Genomic DNA, 20,447 nt, shown 5'->3' on the forward strand with positions numbered 1-20,447 from the left:
CACAAACTCCTCACAGCTGGCGTAATCGCGCTGACGCTTGGCATCGGATTTCCGACCCAGCCGGCGTTCGCCGAGCAAGCATCCGGCCAGACCCTGGTCCAACCCAATCGTTTCGGCCTGCCGGACTTTGCCGATCTGGTCGAAGAGGTTGGTGCCGCTGTCGTGAACATCACCGTCGTCCGCCGCATCGCTGCAACCGAAGGCGGTCCGATGATGGAGGATCCGATGTTCGACCTGCTGCGCCGCTTCGGTGTGCCGGTGCCGAGTATCCCCGGACCTGAGCGCGGCCCGCGCAGTTCGCGTGGCATCGGTTCGGGCTTTATCGTCAGCAGCGACGGCTACGTACTGACCAACGCCCATGTGGTGGCTGAGCGTGGGGCCGACACCGAGGTCAATGTCCGGCTCATCGACGGACGCGAATTCAAGGCCGAGGTCATCGGCACCGACGAGCGTACCGATATCGCATTGCTCAAAATTGACGCGACGGACCTGCCAATCGTCAAGACGGGCGATCCCGAGCAATCCCGCGTTGGCGAATGGGTCGTCGCGATGGGTGCGCCGTTCGGCTTCGAGCACACGGTCACTGCCGGCATCATCTCGGCCAAGGCGCGCCGTCTGCCGACCGAAAATTTTGTGCCCTTCATCCAGACCGACGTCGCAATCAACCCCGGCAACTCCGGCGGCCCGCTGTTCAACCTTGCGGGCGAGGTCATCGGCATCAATGCACAGATCTACTCCCGGTCCGGCGGTTTCATGGGAATTTCTTTCTCGATCCCGATCGATGTCGCGCTCGGCGTGAAAGACCAGTTGCTCGAGTTCGGCCGCGTGCAACGCGGCAAGCTAGGCGTGACCATCCAGCCGGTGGATGACGATCTCGCCCAGACCTTCGGCCTGCCCGAGCCCACCGGCGCACTGGTCTCCAGCGTTGAGCCGGACAGCGCGGCCGACAAGGCAGGGTTGCAGCCGGGTGACGTGGTTTTGTCGGTCAATGGCGTCAAGGTAGCCAGCTCGGCTGACCTGCCGCGCATGATCGGTGAAAAGCGGCCGGGCACCCGCATCGAGCTCGAACTCTGGCGTGAGGGCGTCAAGCGCAACGTGACCGCAACTCTCGACGAGATGCAGCCCGACGTCGTCGCTCAGGCGGCAACTCCCCCCGGACGTGGCGAAGACACCGGCAGTCGGCTGGGCTTGACTGCACGTGCGCTCGGTAGCGGTGAGGCAAGCCGTCTGGGCGTCGCCGGAGGCATCATCGTCGAGGCGGTCAGTGGCCCGGCCGAAGCGGCCGGCGTGCGACCCGGCGATGTCGTCCTCGCACTCAACAACCGTCAGGTCACGAGCGTGGCCGAGTTCAGACGTATGGTTGAGAACGCCGGCGCGCGCTTCGCCCTGCTGATCCAGCGTGGCAACTCGCGAATCTTCGTTCCGGTTCGGATCGAGTGAGATGGCTTGACTGGCGGATGCCCCCGGCATCCGCCAGTCACGTTTCGGATTTCAGACCTTGAAGCGGCCCACCGACTCCTGAAGACGGGCCGCGAGTTCCTCAAGCGCCCGGGCCGCCCTGACGGTTTCCTCAATCGCAAGATCGTTGTCGCGAGCCATCTTGGCGATCGCCTCGATGCTCTGGGTAGCGCTCTCGCTGGCGGTCCGCTGGCTGTCGGTGGCCGCCGCGATACGGTCGAGACCCTGGCCCACCTCCGCTACCGCCTCGTTCGCCCCCTCGAGCACGCCAGAGACAGTCGTCGCCGCTTCACGACTGCTCACGAGGTGCTCGAGTCCGAGCTCGATCGACGACTTGACCGAGTTCGAACGATTGATGATCTCGGCCGTAACCGCATCGATCTCACCCGCCGAGCGGGCTGACTTCTCGGCCAGCTTGCGCACTTCATCGGCAACCACTGCAAAACCACGCCCCTGTTCGCCGGCTCGCGCCGCCTCGATTGCGGCGTTGAGCGCGAGCAGGTTGGTTTGCTCGGCAATCTCGCGGACTTCACTGGTCATGCCGGTGATTGACTGAGTCGATGCGACAAAAGCCTGAACCGATTCGGCCATGTGCTGCACCGCGCGCTCGACCTCTTCAACTTCTGTGATCAGGTGTGCCAGGCTTTCACGCCCCTGATTCGAGCGGGCCTGGCTCTCGCGCGAACGGGCACGCACCTCCTCGGTACTCTCTGCGATATGCGCAATGCTGTCGTTCAGACCCTCGACAGCGCCCGCTGCATTGAGCGACTGCTGATTCTGACGGTGCGAACTCGCGGCAAGACGTGTCGCACCATCGGCCAGCGATCCGGCACTACGGGTGACCTCAGCGGCCGACTGATCCACGTTGCGCACCAGTCCGGCTATCGTGCCGAGCATGCTGTTGAACGTCGTCGCGGTAAGCCCGATCTCGTCCTGCCGTTTGGCCGGAATCCGGCGGGTCAGGTCGCCTTCGCCCTTGGCGATTTCCGCAAGGTTGCCCGACAGTTGGGCAAGCGGCACGGACACGAAGCGACGGATGAAGAAGTAGATGAAGCCGATCAGCGGCAATGAGACGAGTACCGCGAAAAGCACGCTCTTGTTGCGCAAGGAGGTGACCGCCTCGTTGGCGCGGTCGAGCGAAATGCGCATCGACACCGCGCCCAGAACCTCCCCTTCCGCCGCCTGGTGACAGACGATGCAATCCTTGCCGAGATAGTTGGGCGAAGCGAGCGACGGGATGATGACGCGAAGATGTTCGCCGAAGCGCGCGTCGCTCTCGACGCTCACGAATTGCCGCGCACTCGCGAGCACAGACGCCTCGGTGGCATCGGGTTGCGGCTGACTTGGTAGCCCCGGGCCATAGAGACGGTTCAGCGCGTCCCCGCGCAGCACGCGAAGCTCCCCGACCGAAGACAGCTCCTGAATCTGGTCCAGGAAAACTTCACGCTGGCCGATGGTGCCGGTGATCATCATGCCGGTCAGCCCGGCCATCGTCATCTCGTTGATGCTTTCCGCAAAATCGGTCGCCTGTGCGATTGCGATGTTGCGGTTGACACCGGTTTCCCACACGATCTTGCCACCCCAGGCCAGTACCAGCATCAGCCAGATTACGGCCGTCAATCTCACCCAGATTGGAAGTGCGGAGCGTTGAGGAGGCGTTGTTACAGACAAGTCGTGTTCCTTGTTCATGGCCCAGGTCCGGTTCAAGGTCGTTCAGATTCTCGGATATCGCGTACAGCTTAACGGCGGACGTGAACATATCGAAAGTAATACTGCACGCTCACGACCCAAACCCGCTGTTCATTGCCGGGAGCGCATGCCTGCATTCCATTGCGCGGCACCCTGCGAGCGCTATCGGCCGACAACTTTAGTCAATGCTGATATTATTGCGGGCGAGATGGTCGGCGGACCTCCGTGATGCAGGGACCCGGTCCTCGCATCGAGCAGCACTCGATCCAGTTACTGTTTCGCCACGCTTGATCATTTAACGGCGATTCCTTCAGCAACTTTAGTTCCAGCCCGCGCTTGTCCGGAGCGGTCCAGAGCGAATTGCCGATTGCATGAACCTCGCCGAAGCTCCGTTGTCGATCATCAGCCACGAAAGGCTCCCGCTCACTCATCAACAAGAGGCACGTCCAATGAAGAAGAATCTGTTCCGCATCACCCTTGGCGCTCTCGCCCTCGCAGTCACCGCCGGTGCTCAAGCTCAGGTCACCGCCGAAGACATGGTCAAGTTCCGCCAGTCCGGCTACACCTTCATGAACTGGAACATGGGCAAGATCAAAGCCATGGCCGTCGATGGCGCCCAGCCCTACAACCAGGAGCAGATCGTCGCAGCGGCTAACGTCATTGCCGCCATCGCCAACTCCGGCATGGGCGCGCTCTACTCACCCGACACACTGAACGCCACCGGCTGGAAGCCGACCCGCCTCAAGGCCAACTTCTTCGAAGAACCCGAAAAGGTTCGCGAAGTCGCGGTGAACTTCATCCAGCAAGCCAACAAGATGCAGGAGGTCGCGGTCAATGGCGACCAGCAAGCGGTGGCTGCCCAGTTCAACCAGCTGGTGGAATCCTGCCGTGGCTGTCACCAGAACTTCCGCGGGGACTGATCGTCCGATCACGTCAGCGAGTGAAAAAGCCGCCTGATGGCGGCTTTTTTTGTTGGTTCCGGATCTACCAGCCGAGATCCGGCGGTGGCGGGGGCGCCGGAATCCAGCTGCCGTTCGAGAACCACATCGCGAAGCCAGTGATCGCCAGGACTATGACGAGTGCGATCCAGCCACCTCCACGCGCGGGTTCAGCCTTGTCGTCGGCAACCTTCTTGTTGCCGGTGATCATCGGTCCGATCAGGTCGTTCTTCTTGAAGATCGCGTAAAAGAGCACCGCCGCGACATGCAGCGCGATCAGCGCGTAGATGTAGTTCTCCATCTGCCGGTGCAAGGTGCTCAAGTCATTGCTGGTCGACGACGACACCGCCGCCGCCAGCGGCCCGCGGAACACGATATCGTCGTTGGAGAACAGGCCGGTGACAGCCTGGAAACCGATCAGACCGAGCAGTGCGAAAACGGACAGGGCACCGAGCGGATTGTGGCCCAGACCCTGCCAGCTGCCTCGCAGACAAGCCATCAAGCGCCCCGGCGTGGGGAAGAAGTTCCAGAACCGGGCGTGAGTCGACCCGACGATGCCCCACACGATGCGGAAGACGATGAGGCCGAAGATCATGTGGCCGAAACGGCCGTGCCATATCATCGACTCGTTGGTCTTGAGGTTGATCGAGATCATCGCAGCAGCGACCAGCACGACCAGCAGCCAGTGAAACAGGCGGGTGGGCAAATCCCACACCCGGATCTTGCGAAATTCCATTTACCCTTCCTCTCGTTTTGTCTGCAATCGTCGCTCCCTCCCCTTCAAGGGGAGGGCTGGGGTGGGGATGGGTTGATGGGTGGCGGTCTCCAACCCATCCCCCTCCTGACCTCCCCCTTGAAGGGGGAGGAGCTGTGCATGGCCTCAGCTCACGAACCCGATTGCCGGGTTGATACTTCAGATGCGGCCGAGCACCCGCTTGCGACCCGCCGTGACGCAAGAAATTCACCCAGTATACCGGCGGTATGGGAGCGAGACCGGTCGCACACCTGCTCGACCGGCCCCTCGGCAACGATCTCGCCACCCCGCTCGCCCCCCTCCGGCCCGAGGTCGATGCGCCAGTCAGCCTCGGCCATCACGTCCAGGTCGTGCTCGATGACCAGCACCGTGTGGCCGGCGTCGGCGAGACGATGGAGCACCCGGATCAGCTTCTCGACGTCGGCCATGTGCAGGCCGACCGTGGGTTCGTCGAGGACATAGAGGGTGTGCTTCTCCGGCGGCAGCGGGCGGCCACCGGTGGCCGCGCCCTCGCCGGCACGCCCGCGCACCTTGGCCAGCTCGGTGACCAGCTTGATGCGCTGGGCCTCGCCACCGGAAAGGGTCGGGCTGGGCTGGCCGAGCGTCAGGTAGCCGAGGCCGACGTCCTGCAGCAGGCGCAGCGGGTGGGCGATGGCGGGGTGCGCCTCGAAGAACTCGACCGCGTCGTCGATCGGCATCGCCAGCACCTCGGCCACGGTCTTGCCGCGCCAGCGCACCGACAGGGTCTCGGGGTTGAAGCGGGCGCCGCCGCAGGCTTCGCAGGGCAGCTTCACGTCGGGCAGGAAGTTCATCTCCACCGTGATCTGGCCCTGGCCCTCGCACACCGGGCAGCGCCCGGCGCCGGTGTTGAACGAGAAGCGCGACGCGGTCCAGCCGGCGGTGCGGGCGTCGAAGGTGTCGGCGAAGAGCTTGCGGATCGGGTCCCAGAAGCCGACGTAGGTCGCCGGGCAGGAGCGCGGTGTCTTGCCGATCGGCGTCTGGTCCACCTCAAGCACCCGGCCGACCGCCTGCCAGCCGTGGATCGCGCGACAGCCGACGAGCTGCGGTTCGGTGTGGGCCGGCTTGCCGCCGGTCGCGGCCTTCTTGCCCCGCCCGCGCGCCACGGTCGCCGAACTGGCCGCACCGGGCAGGCAACTCGCCAGCGAGGCCAGCAGCACGTCGCGTGCGAGCGAAGACTTGCCCGAGCCGGACACGCCGGTGACCACCGTCAGCCGGCCGAGCGGCACCCGCGCGCTGACCAACTTGAGGTTGTGCAGATCGGCGCCCTCGACCACCAGCGCCGGATGATCCTCCGGCATCGCCCGGCGCGGCTGCAGCGGGTGCGGCAGGGGGGTGCGCAGACATGCACCGGTGGCCGATTCCGACGCGGCGACCAGGTCTTCCAGCCGACCCTCGGCGACCACCCGGCCGCCGCGCACCCCGGCCCCCGGGCCGAGATCGATGACATGGTCGGCGCGGCGGATGGTGTCTTCGTCGTGCTCGACGACCAGCAAGGTGTTGCCGCGGTCGCGCAGGGCTTCGAGGGTGTCGAGCAGCAGGCGGTTGTCACGCGGGTGCAGGCCGATGGTCGGTTCGTCGAGGATGTAGCACACGCCGCGCAGGTTGGAGCCGAGCTGGGCGGCGAGCCGGATGCGCTGGGCCTCGCCGCCGGACAGGGTCGGCGCGCCCCGGTCGAGCGCGAGATAGCCGAGCCCGACCTTCTCGAGAAAGGCAAGGCGGCTGCGGATCTCGGTGACCAGATCGCGCCCGATGTCGGCCTCGCGGCCTTCCAGCTCGAGGGTGTCGAAGAAGCCGGCGACCCGCTCCACCGGCAGCGCCGACAGTTCGTGAATGCCGAGGGCGCGGTAACGCACCGCCCGCGCGACCGGGTTCAGGCGGGCACCGTCGCAGCTCGGGCAGGTCTGGTCTGCGGCCACGGCGTCGTTGTCGTCGAGATCGAGGGTGTTCGGATCCTCGATGCGGCCGGACACCGCCAGCCCGGTGCCGTAGCAGCTGGGGCACCATCCATGCTTGGCGTTGTAGGAGAACAGGCGCGGGTCCGGCTCCGGAAAGCTGGTGCCACAGCACGGGCAGGCGCGCTTGGTCGAGAAGCTCTGCGGCGCGGCACCGACCGCGCCCAGCTCCAGCACCTTGACCACGCCCTTGCCGTGCTCAAGTGCCTCAGCGAGCTGGGTGCGCAGACTGGCCTCGTTGGCGGCGCGCACCACGACCATGCCCACAGGCAGGTCGATCACATGCTCCTTGTAGCGGTCCAGCCGCGGCCACTTGCGCGTCGGCAGGTAATCGCCATCCACCCGCAGTTGCTCGTAGCCCTTACCGCGCGCCCATTTGGCGAGGTCGGTGTACAAGCCCTTGCGGTTGACGATGAGCGGCGCGAGCACTTCGACCGACTTGCCGGCGTAGTCGCGCATGACTTGCGCCGCGATCGCGTCGAAGCTTTGCGGCACCACCGGCACCTCGCAATCCGGGCAGTACTGGGTGCCGAGCTTGACGTAGAGCAGCCGCAGAAAGGGCTGGATCTCGGTCAGCGTGCCGACCGTGCTCTTGCGCCCGCCGCGGCTGACGCGCTGCTCGATGGCCACCGTGGGTGGAATGCCGAACAACGCGTCCACGTCCGGCCGGCTGGACGGTTGCACGAACTGGCGCGCGTAGGCGTTGAGCGATTCCAGGTACCGCCGCTGGCCCTCGCCGAAGACGATGTCGAAGGCCAGCGTGGACTTGCCCGAGCCGGACAGGCCGGTGATCACGGTGAAGCGGTCGCGCGGGATGTCGAGACTGACGTCCTTGAGGTTGTGTTCGCGCGCATGACGGATTTCGATGGCCTGCGCGCGGGTGACCGGCCAGCCGGCACGCGCTTCGGCTGCGACCAGCGCGGTGGTCGGCGCCGCGAGTGCCGCCTGCCAATCGCGCAGCGCGCGCCCGGTGTGCGAGGCCTCGCAGGCCATCACCGTGTCCGGCGTACCCTCGACGACGATCGCGCCGCCGGCGTCGCCGCCTTCCGGACCGAGGTCGACGATCCAGTCGGCTGCCGCGAGCACGTCCAGGTTGTGCTCGATGACGACCAGCGCATGGCCGGCGTCGAGCAGCTTGTCGAAGGCGCGCAGCAGAACTGCCACGTCCTCGAAGTGCAGGCCGGTGGTCGGCTCATCGAACAGGAACAGCAGCCGGTCGGCGCCCTTGTCGGTCTTCTTGCCCCTGCCGCGTGTCTTGCCGGCCTCGGCGAGATGGCCGGCGAGCTTCAGGCGCTGGGCCTCGCCGCCGGACAGGGTCGGCACCGGCTGGCCGAGCCGCAGGTAGTCCAGGCCGACGTCGGCCAACGGTGCGAGCACCCGCTGGATTTCGGCGTCATCGGCGAAAAAGGCCAGCGCCTCGGACACCGTCATCTCGAGCACGTCGGCCACCGATTGGCCGCGCACCTCGAGTTCGAGCACCTCGGGGCGGTAGCGTTTGCCGTCGCAGTCCGGGCAGCGCAGATAGACATCGGAGAGGAACTGCATCTCGACATGCTCGAACCCGGAGCCGGTGCACGTCGGGCAGCGGCCAGTGCCGGCGTTGAAGCTGAAGGTGCCGGGCGTATAGCCGCGTTGTTTGGCCTCCGGCAGCGCCGCGAACTGCTTGCGGATCGCGTCCCAGGCGCCGACATGGCTGACCGGGTTGGAGCGCGCGCTCTTGCCGATCGGCGACTGGTCGACCATGACCACGCCAGCGAGATGCTCGAGGCCATCGAGCGCTTCGAACGCACCGAGGCTTTCGGTCGCCTGGCCGAAGTGCCGTGCCAGCGCCGGGTGGAGCACGTCCTGAATCAACGTGGACTTGCCCGAGCCGGACACGCCGGACACACACACCAGCCCCTCCAACGGCAGGCGCACGTCGATGCCGCGCAGGTTGTGCTGGCTGGCGCCGCGCAGGACCAGGGCAGACGTCGTAGCGGTGATCGGTCGCGCCCACCGGCCGGCGTCGACCCGCTTGCGTCCGGCAAGATAGGCGCCAGTGAGTGAAGCGGGGTCGGCGGCGATGACAGCCGGGGTGTCGAAGGCGACGATGTTGCCGCCGCGCTCACCCGGGCCGGGGCCGATGTCGAGCAGGCGGTCGGCGGCGAGCATCATCTGCGGGTCGTGCTCGACCACGACGAGGGTGTTGCCGGCGTCGCGCAGCCGGGTCATCACCGCGAGAATGCGGTCGATGTCGCGCGGGTGCAGGCCGATGGAGGGTTCGTCGAGCACGAACAAGGTATTCACCAGCGAGGTGCCGAGCGCGGTGGTGAGGTTGATGCGCTGCACCTCGCCGCCGGACAGGGTGCGCGACTGGCGGTCCAGCGTGAGGTAGGACAGGCCGACGTTGCCCAGATAGTCGAGCCGGCTGCGAATCTCGCCGAGCAGCAGCTCGGTAGCTTCGTCTAGCGGGGCGGGGAGGTCGAGGTGGTCGACGAAGGCCCGGACCTTGCTGATGGGCAGGGCCATGAGTTCGTTGATGGCCAGACCCCTGTGTTGAGCGACTGCGGCCAAATCCGTGATGGCGTGTGGGTGCGGTGTTGCACTGGAACCGTGGGCGCTCATGTCCGCGACGGCCACGGGGGGCGCCGGGCTTCGTTCGCTGCGGGGCAGAGGCCTCAGCCCGGCGCCCCCCGCGTCCGTCGCTACCGGGGTTTGGGTTTCATGCGTGTGGGCATGTGCACCTTCGGTCGGTTCGGAGGCTGTCGGTGCCGATACGTTGGTTTGCGCGCGGTTTTCCGGTGCGTCGACCTCGCACCGCGACTCCGCCCCGGGTGCGGGGTCGATCGTGGCGACGCCTCTGCCTCGCAGCGAAGGAGCCGCGTTCGACCCCGTACCCGGGACCGCACGGCCGCCGTCAACCGAAGGCCCGAGAACACCCAAACGCCACAGCAAAGCCTCAGGCTTCAATCTCGCCCCATGGCATGCCGGACACTCGGTGTAACTGCGATAACGCGACAGCAACACCCGAATATGCATCTTGTAGGCCTTGGTCTCCAGCCACTCGAAAAAGCGCCGCACCCCATACCACTTGCGCGGCCAGGACGACTCCCAGCTCTTCCAGGTGTCGTCGCCCTCGAACAGCCAGTGGCGGTGCTCCGGCGACAGATCGCGCACCGGTACGTCCATCGCCACGCCGTATTTCTTCGCCATCTTCTCGAGGTCGTCCTGACACTCCTTGAAGCTCGGCGTCTGCCACGGCTTGACCGCGCCCTCGGCCAGCGTCTTCGACTCGTCCGGCACGACAAGCGAAAAATCGACGCCGATCACCCGGCCGAAACCCCGGCAGGTGTCACAGGCGCCGATCGCCGAGTTGAACGAGAACAACCCCGGCGTCAGGTCGGAATAATGGATGTCGCAGTCCGCGCAGTGCAGGTCGCTGGAGAAACGCCACACCGTCTCGCCGTCGTCGCGCACCGCATACACGGCGAGCCGCCCCTTGCCGTGGCCGAGCGCGGCCTCGATGGCCTCGGCGACCCGGGCCGGCTCCGCGTTCGAGAGACGGAAGCGGTCCTGCACCACATGCAGCGTCACCCCGTCCGCGCCGCTGTCGCGCGCATGGATGCGGGTATAGCCCTGGCGGTCGAGCAGGCCGGTGATCTCGTCCTCGGTGAAGTTGGCCGGCACCTTCACCGGAAAGCTCACCACCAGCCGCGGGTCGTCCTCGCCGCAGCGCGCATGCAGCGCCCGGGTGATGCTGGCGGTGTCGTCGCGCTTCACCGGCGCGCCGCAGCCACGGCAGTGGAGCTTGGCACCGCGCGCATAGAGCAACTTGAAGTGGTCCGCCAGCTCGGTCATCGTCCCGACCGTCGAGCGCGACGTGCGCACCGGGTTGGTCTGGTCGATCGCGATCGCCGGCGGCACGCCCTCGATGCGGTCGACCTGCGGCCGGTCCTGGCGGTCGAGAAACTGCCGCGCATAGGGCGAGAAGGTCTCGACGTAGCGCCGCTGGCCCTCGGCGTACAAGGTGTCGAACACCAGCGACGACTTGCCCGAACCGGACACCCCGGTGACCACCGTCAGCGCATTCAGCGGCAGGTCGAGCGACAGGTTGCGGAGATTGTTCTGGCGGGCTCCGCGGATGCGGATGGAGTCGGACATGGGGGAAGTGAGACCGTGAGGAAGGGCAGGTAGATTCTAGCCCGCCGCTGTTCCCGGGCGATAGACAGACAACTCGCGGAACATCGGTGCTATCGCGATCAGGCGCAACACTGCCGGGGGCGCTCCAATGGTGCCCGACGGTGCATTAATGCCCGCAGGATTCTAAGGAGGTACGATCTGGTCGGACGATCGGATCGTCGCTATCCAGTAGCTTGGCCTCAAGACAAGAAGGGGGTTTTCGCACATCAGTTTTTCGGGCAAACGGCTTGTTTGAACAGGGACTTGGCTGGGTGGAAGAATCATTGAAACGCGTACTCGGTTGCACACCCCGATTGTTGCAGCGCTTGACGTTGAGCGCACTTGTCCTCGGCGTGGCGCCGACAGGCGTGGCAAGCGAACGCAGCGCATGCAGGGCGCTTGAGATAGAGGTGCTCCGGATGGAACCACCTCCAATGCAATATCAGGATTTCTGCAACGCCAACCCGGGGCACTGCGCGTCGGGTGGAGAAGCCATACTCGAGTGGACTGAAGATGCGGAAATGACGCTCACGCGCGTCAACCGGGAAGTCAATGCCGAGATTGAGTTTCAGCCGGATTGGGATTCGCGTGGCGTCGAAGACTTCTGGTGCTATCCGGCCGACGGCGTGGGCGACTGCGAAGACTTCGCGCTGGAAAAGCGCCAACGCCTGGTCGCGCTCGGATTGCCCCGTGGAGCCTTGACGCTGGCTATCGTGCACCACACGGAAAAGTTCTTTGCGCACACGCTGCTGTTGGCGGAAACCACCGCGGGCACCTTCCTGCTCGACAACCTGGACGATGCGTTGCGCTGTTGGGATGCTGTTCCCTACCGCTTCGAGCGGCGTGAGGGATCGGATGGACGCTGGATCCGATATAGGCCCATCAGGCAAGCCGAGTGATTCGGGCTGGCCGAGTCCTCGGTCAAGCGGATGTTCACGCGCGGATGCGACATGCCGCTTTCGCGTGTCGACGAGGTCGCCCGCGCACTCGAAGCGGGCTGACTGATGGGCCTCTTCCCGGAAGGGCGGATCACCGACACGGCGAACTCTACCCCTTCCGCCCCGGCATCGCGCGCATCGTCGAGCGCACACCGGTACCGGTGGTGCCGATGGCCTTACGCGGGCTTTGGGGCAGCTTCTTCAGCCGCAAGAACGGCCCGGCGATGACCCGGCCTTTCCGGCGAGGTGTGTTCAATCGCATTGAACTGGTCGCTGCTGACGCGGTGGCCGCGGCCGAGGTGACGCCTCAGAGCTTGCAGGAAACCGTGGCGGCAATGCGCAGCGGGCGGCGCTGACCGCGTGCCGCGTTCGAGTCAAAGCGGCCGGCCAAGGCGTTTCTCGACTTGCTTGCGCTCCCACTGCGCGCCAAAAAACGGCATCCATTCGAACACCCGCGCACCGTGCAGCAGCACGCCCAGCCCCCAGCCGAGCGCCGGCCATACGACCCACAGGGTCTGCGGGTTGGTCATCAGATTGATGACCACCAGGGCCACCATCACGATGGCGTAGTTGAACAGATGGATGTAGAAGCCTTTGAGCTTGCGCACCCGTTTGAGGGCAAGCTGTTCGTCGTGGTCGATTGTCTGGCTGGCGGTCATGGTCGTCTCGCTGGAAAGGGCTGAAAAGTCGATCTCGAAGACCGACGCAAGCGACTTCAGGGACTCCACGCTCGGGGTCTGACCATTCTCGATGCGCTGAATGGTGCGGACGCTCAGACCGCTCAGCTCGGCGAGTTGTTGTTGCGACCATCCGTGTTGCAGCCTGAGCTTTTGCACTTGCATGTCGACTCCTTGAAATCACGCCCTCACTTTAGGACCACCCCGCCCGACACTACCACGACACTCAGACGACAGCAGGGCGACAGCGCCACGACAGCGGCTGTCGGGGGCCAGTGTGCCACCGCTCTCGCGATACGGCATACGCCCTCTTTCTACGATGCACGCAAAAAAACCCCGCGGGCGAACCGGCGGGGTTTCTCGTCGCGCCGGACAAACCGGCGCGAAAGCCAATTACTTGGCGAGCTTTTGCAGCTCGGCCATGGCGGTCTGGCTGGCCTGGGTGGCGAACTGGGTGAAGGCTTCACCCTGGGCCTTGATCAGGTTGAACAGCTTGGTGTTGGCGTCGACGTTGAACTTGACCACGTCTTCCGGGGTCTTGAGGGTCTTGGCTTTCTCGACTTCGGCCTGGAAGAAGGCCATCAGCTCTTCGCTGTTCTTCTTCTGCAGTTCGATGGTCTTGCCGATGGCGTTGGCTTGCATGGACATCAGGGTTTGCATCATTTCGACGGGCTTCTGGAAATCGGGCTTAACAGTCATGGTATTCCTCCGGTTGAAAATTTTGTTGCAGTGCACAATACGTTTCTCATTGTAGGTGTCCTGAATCAAATGTCAAGAAAGTTATTGACATTTTCTTCATGGCAAGGTCGAGGCAGTATCGTCGGTCGCTGCGACGCAACAGTCCTCGAGCCGACCGGTCTCGTGGCACGTCGCGTGGAATTCCGCTACCTTTGGTCGTGTGCCGCTCGTCGCACACTGACAATGGCCTTTACCCAATCGCCCGGAGGAGCATGAGCACACGCTCGACCCACGAACTCACAGACCGGTCGCGCATATGGGGCACGCTCGGTCCGCTCGCACTGCGCGGTCTGCTCTTGTGTGGACTCTGGGCAGTGCTGGCAGACGGCGAGGGCTGGGGGTTTGGCGTACCGGTGGCACTGGGTGCCGCATGGCTGAGTCTGCGCCTTGCGCCACCATCGGCGCATCGCATCAGGCTGCTGGCCTTGCCCCGCTTTGCGGGCTGGTTTCTTTGGCAGTCATTGCGTGCCGGCTGGGACGTGGCACGGCGCACGCTGCACCCCGCGCTGCCCCTGGACCCCGGCATGGTCCGCCTGCGACCCGCGCTGCCGGTGGGCGCGCCCACCTGGTGGTTGATGCTGGTGATCAGCCTGCTACCGGGCACTCTGAGCGTGCGCATGGCCGCGGGCACGCTCGAACTCCACTGCCTCGATACCGGAGGCGATGTCGCCGGCGATGTGGCGCAGGCCGAAAGTGAGCTCGCACGACTTTTCGGTCTGCAGGTCGATTGCGTGAAATCGGAGTCGCCTGAATGACGCTCGCTCTGGATGTGCTCACCCTGATTCTGCTGGCGTCATTGCTTGCAGGCCTGCTGAGGATCTGGCGCGGTCCCGGGTTCGCCGATCGCATGCTCGCCGCACAGCTGATGGGCACCACCGGCATCGGCCTGCTGGTCGTGTTCGCCGAACGGCTGGCGATGCCGGCCTTGCGCGATGTCGCGCTGGTGTTCGCATTGCTGGCCCTGCTCGCGGTGCTGGCCTTCGTCGCCCGGCTGTGGGATCCGGAAGACGCCGCGGAGGACGATCATGAGCGCCATTGAGCTGCTTCGGATCGCGCTGATCACTGCGGGCGTGGCCTTCTTCGTCGTCGGCTCGGTCGGCGTGCTTCGCTTTCCGGATGTCTACACCCGCATCCACGCACTGACCAAGGCGGACAATCTCGGACTCGGACTCGTCATGCTGGGGCTGCTGGTCGGCGTCGACTCGGTCGCGACCGCACTCAAGCTGCTGCTGATTTGGCTGCTGGCACTCATCGGCAGCGCTTGCGCTGGCTATCTGGTCGCCCGAGCGGCCAGGCGGCAAGGCGTCCTGCCCTGGTCGCGGTCCCGTGGGCGGGAGGCGCGATGAGCCCCTTCGACCTGTTGCTCGGATTCGCGGTGTGCGCCACGGCGGCGCTCGCATTGCTGTCGCGTGAGTTATTCCGTGCGATCGTGATGTTCATCGTCTTCGGCTTGTGCATGGCCCTGGTGTGGGTGCGTCTTGAGGCACCCGACATCGCGCTGGCCGAAGCGGCAATCGGGGCCGGCATCACCGGGGTGTTGTTGCTGGACACGCTGGGCTATTTGCGTCGGCGCTATCGCAAACCGGCCAACGGCCAGGGCGGGGAGGGCGCACGATGAGCCGGCTTCGCCTCGCCGCCGCAGCCACCGCCGCGCTGGGCTTTGCGCTGGCGTTGGCGCTGGCGGTAATCGAGCGTCCGGCGGCGGTGCTCAACCTGCCGGCACTGGTCGAGGCAGAGATCGCAGGAGCGGGCGCGCTGCATCCGATCACCGCGGTGCTGCTGGATTTTCGCAGCTTCGACACTCTGCTCGAGGTGGGTGTGCTGTTGCTCGCGGTCATCGTCGCCTACGCCCTGCGTGAAGCCCAGCCTGATGGGCCGGACCGCATGGGGCTGGATACCCCGCTGCTGCGCGCTGTGATCAGCCTTTTGCTGCCGCTGATGCTGCTCGTCGGCGCCTACGTGTTGTGGGCCGGTGCGACTCGCCCGGGTGGCGCCTTCCAGGCGGGCGCGATTCTGGCAGCCAGTGGTCTGGCGCTGCGGCTCGCCGGGCTGCGCGTGGGCGGACTGGACAGGGCCTGGCGGGTTCATGCTCTGCTGGCGCTCGGCCTGGCGGTGTTCGTCGCCGCTGCAGTTCTGCCCGCGCTTGCCGGCCACGCGATGCTCGACCACCCGGCGACCTTGGCCAAGACGATCGTCATCGTGGTCGAGATCGCGCTGACGGTGTCGATCGCGCTCGGCCTGTTGGCCCTGTTCCGCCTGGCCCCACCGCAGGTCGACGGCCCGGTGTTCGAGGACCGCCGCAGCAAGCCGCGGGGGGGCGCATGAGTACCGCCCTGTTTCACGCCTGTATCGGCATCCTGTTGTGCACCATGGGTTTGTTCGCCTTCATCGTGCATCGTCATCTGCTGCGCAGGCTGCTGGCCTTCAACGTGATGGGCAGCGGCTGCTTTCTGTTGCTGGTCGGTCTCGCGCAGGACGGGCGCGGACCAGACCCGGTGCCGCAGGCGCTGGTGCTGACCGGCATCGTGGTCGCAGTGGCCTCGACCGCGCTGGCGCTGGTGATCTTCCGTCGCTGGTATCGCGTCAGCGGCGAGGGCCAGTTGCCGGAGGACGTATGACGGTTCAGCCGGCGACCGCCAACCTGCTGGCCTGGCTGGTGATGCTGCCGCTCGCCGCGGCGGTGCTCACGATGCTGCTGCCGCTGCGCCTGCGCGCCGCGGCCAGCCTGGTGTTGCTGGCACCAATGACGCTGCTCGCGCTGATGCTCGGTGCGGCACTCGCAACCCATGGGCCGTTCGTGCTCGCACTCGGTGGTTGGGCGACACCGCTGGGCATCGCGCTGCAGGCCGACGGGCCGGCGGTCGGCATGACCCTGCTGACGGTGGCGATCAGCGTGCCCTGTGCGATTCACGCCGCCGCCTACCTGCGTGGTCATGCCGAGGCGGAGTACTTCTGGGCGCTCTTCTGGTTTCTGTGGGCCTCGCTGAACACGATCTGGATGTCGACCGACATCTTCAACCTCTACGTCGGCATCGAGCTGCTCGGGCTGGCTGCGGTGGGGCTGGTCGCACTGCGCGGCGACGCCGAGGCGCTCGCGGCGGCGATGCGTTATCTGCTTGCTGCGCTGCTGGGCTCGCTCGCCTATCTGATCGGGGTCGCGTTGCTCTACGGCGGCCACGGCAGTCTGTCACTCGCGCATCTCGCGCAAACCGATCACGCACAGGCGACCACCGCGGTAGCGCTGGCGGCAATGAGCCTGGGCCTCGCACTCAAGACCGCGCTGTTCCCCCTGCACGCCTGGTTGCCACCAGCCCACGGCGGGGCGCTGACACCGGTCAGTGCGCTGCTTTCGGCGCTGGTCATCAAGGCTTCGTTCTTCATCATGCTGCGGCTGTGGTTCGCCCTGGCGCCGCCCGGGCTGTCGACCGCGGCAACCCTGCTCGGCCTGCTCGGCGCCTTCGCGGTGTTCTGGGGCGGCTGGAAGGCTTTGCGCCAGAGCCGGCTCAAGCATCTGGTGGCCTATTCGACGGTCGCGCAGATCGGCTACCTGTTCCTGTTCTTCCCGCTCGCCATCGGCACCGGCGAGGCGGCGGCGCGACTGGCCTGGGACGGCACGATGCTGATGCTGATCTCTCACGCGCTGGCCAAGGCCGCGATGTTTCTGGCCGCCGGTAATCTGATCCTGGCGATCGGCAGCCCGCGCATCGCCGATCTCGCCGGTATCGGCCGCTACCGGCAGTTCTCCCTGCTGTCCTTCGGTATCGCCGGAGTTGGCATCATGGGCCTGCCGCCTAGTGGCGGTTTCGGCGCCAAGTGGTTGCTGATGCAGTCCGCGCTCGCCGGCGGCGGCTGGCTGTGGGTGGCGGTGCTGATCGGCGGCGGCCTGCTGAGCGCGGCCTATGTGTTCAAGGTCTTTCGCCATGCCTTCATCGAGGGGCCGAAACGCGACCGCTTCGAGGATCCGCCCGCGGCACTCGAGATCACCGCTCTGGTGCTGGCATTGGTCAGTCTTATGATCGGCCTCGCCGCCCACGGCCCGCTGACCTGGCTGCGGCTTGGCACGCCATTCGGGGTAAGCGAATGAGCGGGACGAACGCCTGGCTGCCGCTCGCGGTACTCGCGACCTCGCTGGTCGCCGCAGTCGGCATATTTCTGCTGCGCGAACACCGGCACGGCCTGCGCACGGTCTTCAACCTCACCGCCGCGCTGCTGAAGCTGGCGCTGGTGGTGTGGATGGCACTCGGTGTGCTCGATGGCATGCACTATGAACTTCGCCACAGCCTGTTCGAAGGCATCGATTTCGTGCTGCGTGCCGACATGCTCGGCATGATGTTCGCCGGGCTGTCGTCGCTGCTGTGGTTGTTCACGACGATCTACGCGATCGGTTATCTGGAAAACGCGCCCAACCGAAGCCGTTTCTTCGGCTTCTTCAGCCTGTGCGTCGCGAGCACCGTCGGCATCGCGCTGGCCGGAAATCTGTTCACCTTCTTCCTGTTCTACGAGCTGCTGACGCTGTCGACCTATCCGCTGGTGGTGCATCGTGGCACCGAGAAGGCCTTGCGCGCCGGTCGCATCTACCTGATCTACACGCTCGGCGGGGGCGCAGTGCTGCTGCTCGGCCTGGCGTTGCTCGCCAGCCTGGTGGGCGAGCCGGCCTTCGACGCGGGCGCGACGGTGCAGGCGCTGGAGGATGTCGACCCCACGCTGCTGACAACCATCTTCGTGCTGCTGGTTGCCGGCCTCGGCGTGAAGGCAGCGCTGATACCCTTGCACGGCTGGCTGCCGACAGCGATGGTCGCACCAGCGCCGGTCAGCGCGTTGCTGCACGCAGTGGCGGTGGTCAAGGCCGGCGCCTTCGGCATCGCGCGGGTCGTCTATGACGTCTACGGCATCGAGTTCGCGTGGCAGCTTGGCCTGCTCGAACCACTGGCCTGGCTGGCATGCGCGACCATCCTCTTCGGCTCGATACGCGCGCTGGCACAAACCGATCTCAAGCGCCGGCTGGCCTTCTCCACGGTCAGCCAGGTGTCCTACGTGATCCTCGGCATCGCACTGTTCGGGCCGGTCGGCACCGCGGGCGGCCTGGTGCATCTGCTGCACCAGGGCCTGATGAAGATCACGCTGTTCTTCTGCGCCGGCAACTATGCCGAAACGCTTGGCGTGCATCGCATCGACGAACTCGACGGCGCCGGCCGGCGCATGCCGGCGACCAGCGTCGCCTTCACCGTCGGCGCCTTCGGCATGATCGGCGTCCCGCCGCTGGCCGGCTTCGTCACCAAGTGGTATCTCGGCATCGGCGCACTCGATGCCGGCATGGCCTGGGTTGTGGCGGTACTGATCGCGAGCAGCCTGCTCAACGCTGCCTATTTCCTGCCCATCCTGCACCGCATCTGGTTCCGGCCGCAGCGCGGCGAGTGGCCGGACGAACAGTACAAACAGCACCGCGACACCCACCCGCTGTTGCTCGCGCCGGCGCTGGTCACCGCCGGGTTCAGCGTCGGCGCCGGGCTGCTTGCCGGCATGCCCTTCTCGCCGCTCTACTGGGCGGAGGTCGTCATTCTCAGGGAATACCTGCCATGAGCGAGGCGATCGACGCCTTCGGCCTGATTCTCGTGCCGGCGCTGCCGATCGTGATGATGCTCGCCTGGTGCGTGCCGCCGTGGCGCTGCCGAATCGTTTGCTGGACCCCTTGGGTCGCAATCCCGCCGCTGATGCTCGCGCTGGGTGGCGGCGATACCTCGGTGCACCTCGACTGGATCATCTTCGGCAGCGTGCTGGTGCTGGACGACACCTCGCGGGTGTTTCTCGGCCTGTCGTCGCTGCTTTGGCTGGGCGCCGGAATCTATGCACGCGACACCCTGCGTGGCGACGAGCGTGCCAACCAGTTCCGGTTGCTGTGGCTGGCGACGATGTCCGGCAACTACGGCCTCATCCTCTCCGCCGATGTCGCGAGCTTCTATGCCGCGTTCGCGCTGATGACCTTTGCCGGCTACGGATTGGTCATCCATACGCGGTCACCGGAGGCCCTGCGCGCGGGCCGGATCTATCTTGTCATGGCGGTGATCGGCGAGGGGCTGATCATCGCCGGCCTGCTGCTTGCCGCGAGCCGCCTCGCCTCACCGCTGATGCCGCTGCTGGCCGAATTGCCGGCGGTGATCGCAAGCTCACCGCACCGGGACCTCACCATCGGACTGCTGCTCGCCGGCTTCGGTATCAAGGCCGGGTTGCCGCTGCTGCACATGTGGTTGCCCCTGGCACACCCGGTGGCACCGATCCCGGCCAGCGCGGTACTGTCCGGCGCGATGATCAAGGCCGGCCTGCTCGGCTGGATGCACACACTGCCGCTGGGTCTGGTGGCGCTCGGCGGCTGGAGCACGATACTGATCGTTGCCGGACTGGTGGCCGCGATCGGCGCCGCACTGATCGGCATCAACCAGACCAGGCCCAAGACCGTGCTCGCCTACTCGAGCGTCAGCCAGATGGGTCTGATGACGGTCGGCATCGGCGTCGGATTCGGCGCGCCCGAAATCTGGCCGCTGATGGCGAGCGCGATCGCGCTGTACGCACTTCACCACGGACTCGCCAAGGGTTCGCTTTTCCTTGGCACCGGCCTGGCCGGCCCGATGGCTCACCCGCTCGCCAACCGCCTGCTGTGGCTGGTCCTCGCGCTGCCTGCGCTCTCGCTCGCTGGTCTGATGTTCAGCGGGGCCGCCGCGAAGAACGCTCTCAAGAGCGTCATCGATGCTGCCGGGCCGGTGGCCGCATGGTGGACCGTGCTGCCCATGCTGCTGGGTGTGGCCGCCATCGGCACCACGCTGCTGATGGCGCGCTGGCTCCACCTGCTGCGCGATCACGACCGCGCGCCCGGCACCACACGCGAAGCCTGGATCGGCTGGGGTCTGGTCACCGCGGCAAGCGTCCTCGGAGCGCTCGCGGTGCCGCTGGTCACTGGAGCACTGCCCAGCGCCGACAAGCTGCCGGATCTGGTCTGGCCGGTGATAGTCGGCTTGATTCTGGCCGTGCTCGCCGCCCCGAGACTGAAACCTCTGTCGATTCCAGCCGGCGATCTGGTCGTGCCGATCGAAAAGATGGTCTTGCGCATCGGACGAGGCATACGCGGCGCG

General features: G+C 65.9%; 18 protein-coding genes. 13 read left to right on the forward strand and 5 right to left on the reverse strand.

The genetic code is table 11. From position 1 onward, the window contains the following. A partial coding sequence (locus GPA21_RS12435; RefSeq protein WP_168988471.1) for a DegQ family serine endoprotease occupies positions 1 to 1,440 on the forward strand: 1,440 nt, incomplete at its 5' end. Between the two features lie 51 nt (positions 1,441 to 1,491). On the opposite strand, the gene GPA21_RS12440 is transcribed toward GPA21_RS12435, so the two are convergent. Further along, a complete protein-coding gene (locus GPA21_RS12440) occupies positions 1,492 to 3,147 on the reverse strand; it encodes a methyl-accepting chemotaxis protein (RefSeq protein ID WP_168988472.1) in 1,656 nt (551 codons plus the stop codon). A 449-nt stretch (positions 3,148 to 3,596) separates the two neighbouring features. On the opposite strand from GPA21_RS12440, the gene GPA21_RS12445 reads away from it, so the two are divergent. Continuing rightward, the gene (locus GPA21_RS12445; protein WP_168988473.1) at positions 3,597 to 4,067 is read left to right on the forward strand and encodes a c-type cytochrome; all 471 of its coding nucleotides are present in this window, start codon (positions 3,597 to 3,599) and stop codon (positions 4,065 to 4,067) included. A gap of 64 nt (positions 4,068 to 4,131) precedes the next feature. On the opposite strand, the gene GPA21_RS12450 is transcribed toward GPA21_RS12445, so the two are convergent. Together GPA21_RS12450 and GPA21_RS12455 are read right to left on the reverse strand one after the other, a co-directional pair. Continuing rightward, a complete protein-coding gene (locus GPA21_RS12450; RefSeq protein ID WP_168988474.1) occupies positions 4,132 to 4,821 on the reverse strand; it encodes a cytochrome b/b6 domain-containing protein in 690 nt (229 codons plus the stop codon). Between the two features lie 149 nt (positions 4,822 to 4,970). Then, entirely contained in the window at positions 4,971 to 10,952 is a 5,982-nt protein-coding gene (locus GPA21_RS12455; RefSeq protein ID WP_168988475.1) for an excinuclease ABC subunit UvrA, read from the reverse strand. 452 nt (positions 10,953 to 11,404) lie between these two features. On the opposite strand from GPA21_RS12455, the gene GPA21_RS12460 reads away from it, so the two are divergent. Both GPA21_RS12460 and GPA21_RS12465 read left to right on the forward strand, forming a co-directional pair. After that, positions 11,405 to 11,869 (forward strand): transglutaminase-like cysteine peptidase, encoded by a 465-nt coding sequence (locus GPA21_RS12460; RefSeq protein ID WP_168988476.1) that lies wholly within the window; start codon positions 11,405 to 11,407, stop codon positions 11,867 to 11,869. Between the two features lie 44 nt (positions 11,870 to 11,913). Next, positions 11,914 to 12,264, forward strand: a complete 351-nt coding sequence (locus GPA21_RS12465; protein ID WP_246261934.1) for a hypothetical protein — start codon at positions 11,914 to 11,916, stop codon at positions 12,262 to 12,264. A gap of 18 nt (positions 12,265 to 12,282) precedes the next feature. On the opposite strand, the gene GPA21_RS12470 is transcribed toward GPA21_RS12465, so the two are convergent. Together GPA21_RS12470 and GPA21_RS12475 are read right to left on the reverse strand one after the other, a co-directional pair. Further along, entirely contained in the window at positions 12,283 to 12,750 is a 468-nt protein-coding gene (locus GPA21_RS12470) for a helix-turn-helix domain-containing protein (RefSeq protein ID WP_168988477.1), read from the reverse strand. 228 nt (positions 12,751 to 12,978) lie between these two features. After that, the gene (locus GPA21_RS12475) at positions 12,979 to 13,284 is read right to left on the reverse strand and encodes a hypothetical protein (RefSeq protein WP_168988478.1); all 306 of its coding nucleotides are present in this window, start codon (positions 13,282 to 13,284) and stop codon (positions 12,979 to 12,981) included. A 251-nt stretch (positions 13,285 to 13,535) separates the two neighbouring features. On the opposite strand from GPA21_RS12475, the gene GPA21_RS12480 reads away from it, so the two are divergent. The 9 genes from GPA21_RS12480 to GPA21_RS12520 form a co-directional block, all read left to right on the forward strand. Then, positions 13,536 to 14,078, forward strand: a complete 543-nt coding sequence (locus GPA21_RS12480) for a Na+/H+ antiporter subunit E (protein WP_168988479.1) — start codon at positions 13,536 to 13,538, stop codon at positions 14,076 to 14,078. Next, positions 14,075 to 14,362, forward strand: a complete 288-nt coding sequence (locus tag GPA21_RS12485; RefSeq protein ID WP_168988480.1) for an MrpF/PhaF family protein — start codon at positions 14,075 to 14,077, stop codon at positions 14,360 to 14,362. Before GPA21_RS12480 ends, GPA21_RS12485 begins: the two co-directional genes overlap by 4 nt. Further along, positions 14,349 to 14,669: a monovalent cation/H(+) antiporter subunit G gene (mnhG, locus tag GPA21_RS12490; RefSeq protein ID WP_168988481.1), complete on the forward strand. Its 321-nt coding sequence runs from the start codon at positions 14,349 to 14,351 to the stop codon at positions 14,667 to 14,669. Before GPA21_RS12485 ends, mnhG begins: the two co-directional genes overlap by 14 nt. Further along, on the forward strand, positions 14,666 to 14,941 hold the full coding sequence (locus GPA21_RS12495; RefSeq protein WP_168988482.1) for a Na(+)/H(+) antiporter subunit B: 276 nt from the start codon (positions 14,666 to 14,668) through the stop codon (positions 14,939 to 14,941). Before mnhG ends, GPA21_RS12495 begins: the two co-directional genes overlap by 4 nt. Beyond that, the gene (gene mbhE / locus GPA21_RS12500; RefSeq protein WP_168988483.1) at positions 14,938 to 15,648 is read left to right on the forward strand and encodes a hydrogen gas-evolving membrane-bound hydrogenase subunit E; all 711 of its coding nucleotides are present in this window, start codon (positions 14,938 to 14,940) and stop codon (positions 15,646 to 15,648) included. Before GPA21_RS12495 ends, mbhE begins: the two co-directional genes overlap by 4 nt. Further along, complete coding sequence (locus GPA21_RS12505) at positions 15,645 to 15,941, forward strand: cation:proton antiporter subunit C (RefSeq protein ID WP_168988484.1); 297 nt, start codon at positions 15,645 to 15,647, stop codon at positions 15,939 to 15,941. Before mbhE ends, GPA21_RS12505 begins: the two co-directional genes overlap by 4 nt. Further along, positions 15,938 to 17,407: a complex I subunit 5 family protein gene (locus GPA21_RS12510; protein ID WP_168988485.1), complete on the forward strand. Its 1,470-nt coding sequence runs from the start codon at positions 15,938 to 15,940 to the stop codon at positions 17,405 to 17,407. Before GPA21_RS12505 ends, GPA21_RS12510 begins: the two co-directional genes overlap by 4 nt. Further along, positions 17,404 to 18,903: a complex I subunit 5 family protein gene (locus GPA21_RS12515; RefSeq protein ID WP_168988486.1), complete on the forward strand. Its 1,500-nt coding sequence runs from the start codon at positions 17,404 to 17,406 to the stop codon at positions 18,901 to 18,903. Before GPA21_RS12510 ends, GPA21_RS12515 begins: the two co-directional genes overlap by 4 nt. Beyond that, the coding region (locus GPA21_RS12520) for a complex I subunit 5 family protein (protein ID WP_168988487.1) at positions 18,900 to 20,447 on the forward strand (1,548 nt) is incomplete at its 3' end. The genes GPA21_RS12515 and GPA21_RS12520, both read left to right, overlap by 4 nt.

Origin of the sequence: Azoarcus taiwanensis (assembly GCF_012910885.1) — a bacterium.
Taxonomy (GTDB): domain Bacteria; phylum Pseudomonadota; class Gammaproteobacteria; order Burkholderiales; family Rhodocyclaceae; genus Azoarcus_F; species Azoarcus_F taiwanensis.

Coding starts and splice junctions, on each gene's coding strand:
- mnhG (WP_168988481.1), top strand. CDS start 14,349: ATGAGCGCCATTGAGCTGCTTCGGATCGCGCTGATCACTGCGGGCGTG.
- GPA21_RS12495 (WP_168988482.1), top strand. CDS start 14,666: ATGAGCCCCTTCGACCTGTTGCTCGGATTCGCGGTGTGCGCCACGGCG.
- GPA21_RS12440 (WP_168988472.1), bottom strand. CDS start 3,147: ATGAACAAGGAACACGACTTGTCTGTAACAACGCCTCCTCAACGCTCC.
- GPA21_RS12475 (WP_168988478.1), bottom strand. CDS start 13,284: ATGACTGTTAAGCCCGATTTCCAGAAGCCCGTCGAAATGATGCAAACC.
- GPA21_RS12505 (WP_168988484.1), top strand. CDS start 15,645: ATGAGTACCGCCCTGTTTCACGCCTGTATCGGCATCCTGTTGTGCACC.
- GPA21_RS12465 (WP_246261934.1), top strand. CDS start 11,914: ATGCGACATGCCGCTTTCGCGTGTCGACGAGGTCGCCCGCGCACTCGA.
- GPA21_RS12450 (WP_168988474.1), bottom strand. CDS start 4,821: ATGGAATTTCGCAAGATCCGGGTGTGGGATTTGCCCACCCGCCTGTTT.
- GPA21_RS12480 (WP_168988479.1), top strand. CDS start 13,536: ATGAGCACACGCTCGACCCACGAACTCACAGACCGGTCGCGCATATGG.
- GPA21_RS12515 (WP_168988486.1), top strand. CDS start 17,404: ATGAGCGGGACGAACGCCTGGCTGCCGCTCGCGGTACTCGCGACCTCG.
- GPA21_RS12510 (WP_168988485.1), top strand. CDS start 15,938: ATGACGGTTCAGCCGGCGACCGCCAACCTGCTGGCCTGGCTGGTGATG.
- GPA21_RS12485 (WP_168988480.1), top strand. CDS start 14,075: ATGACGCTCGCTCTGGATGTGCTCACCCTGATTCTGCTGGCGTCATTG.
- mbhE (WP_168988483.1), top strand. CDS start 14,938: ATGAGCCGGCTTCGCCTCGCCGCCGCAGCCACCGCCGCGCTGGGCTTT.
- GPA21_RS12445 (WP_168988473.1), top strand. CDS start 3,597: ATGAAGAAGAATCTGTTCCGCATCACCCTTGGCGCTCTCGCCCTCGCA.
- GPA21_RS12455 (WP_168988475.1), bottom strand. CDS start 10,952: ATGTCCGACTCCATCCGCATCCGCGGAGCCCGCCAGAACAATCTCCGC.
- GPA21_RS12460 (WP_168988476.1), top strand. CDS start 11,405: ATGCAATATCAGGATTTCTGCAACGCCAACCCGGGGCACTGCGCGTCG.
- GPA21_RS12470 (WP_168988477.1), bottom strand. CDS start 12,750: ATGCAAGTGCAAAAGCTCAGGCTGCAACACGGATGGTCGCAACAACAA.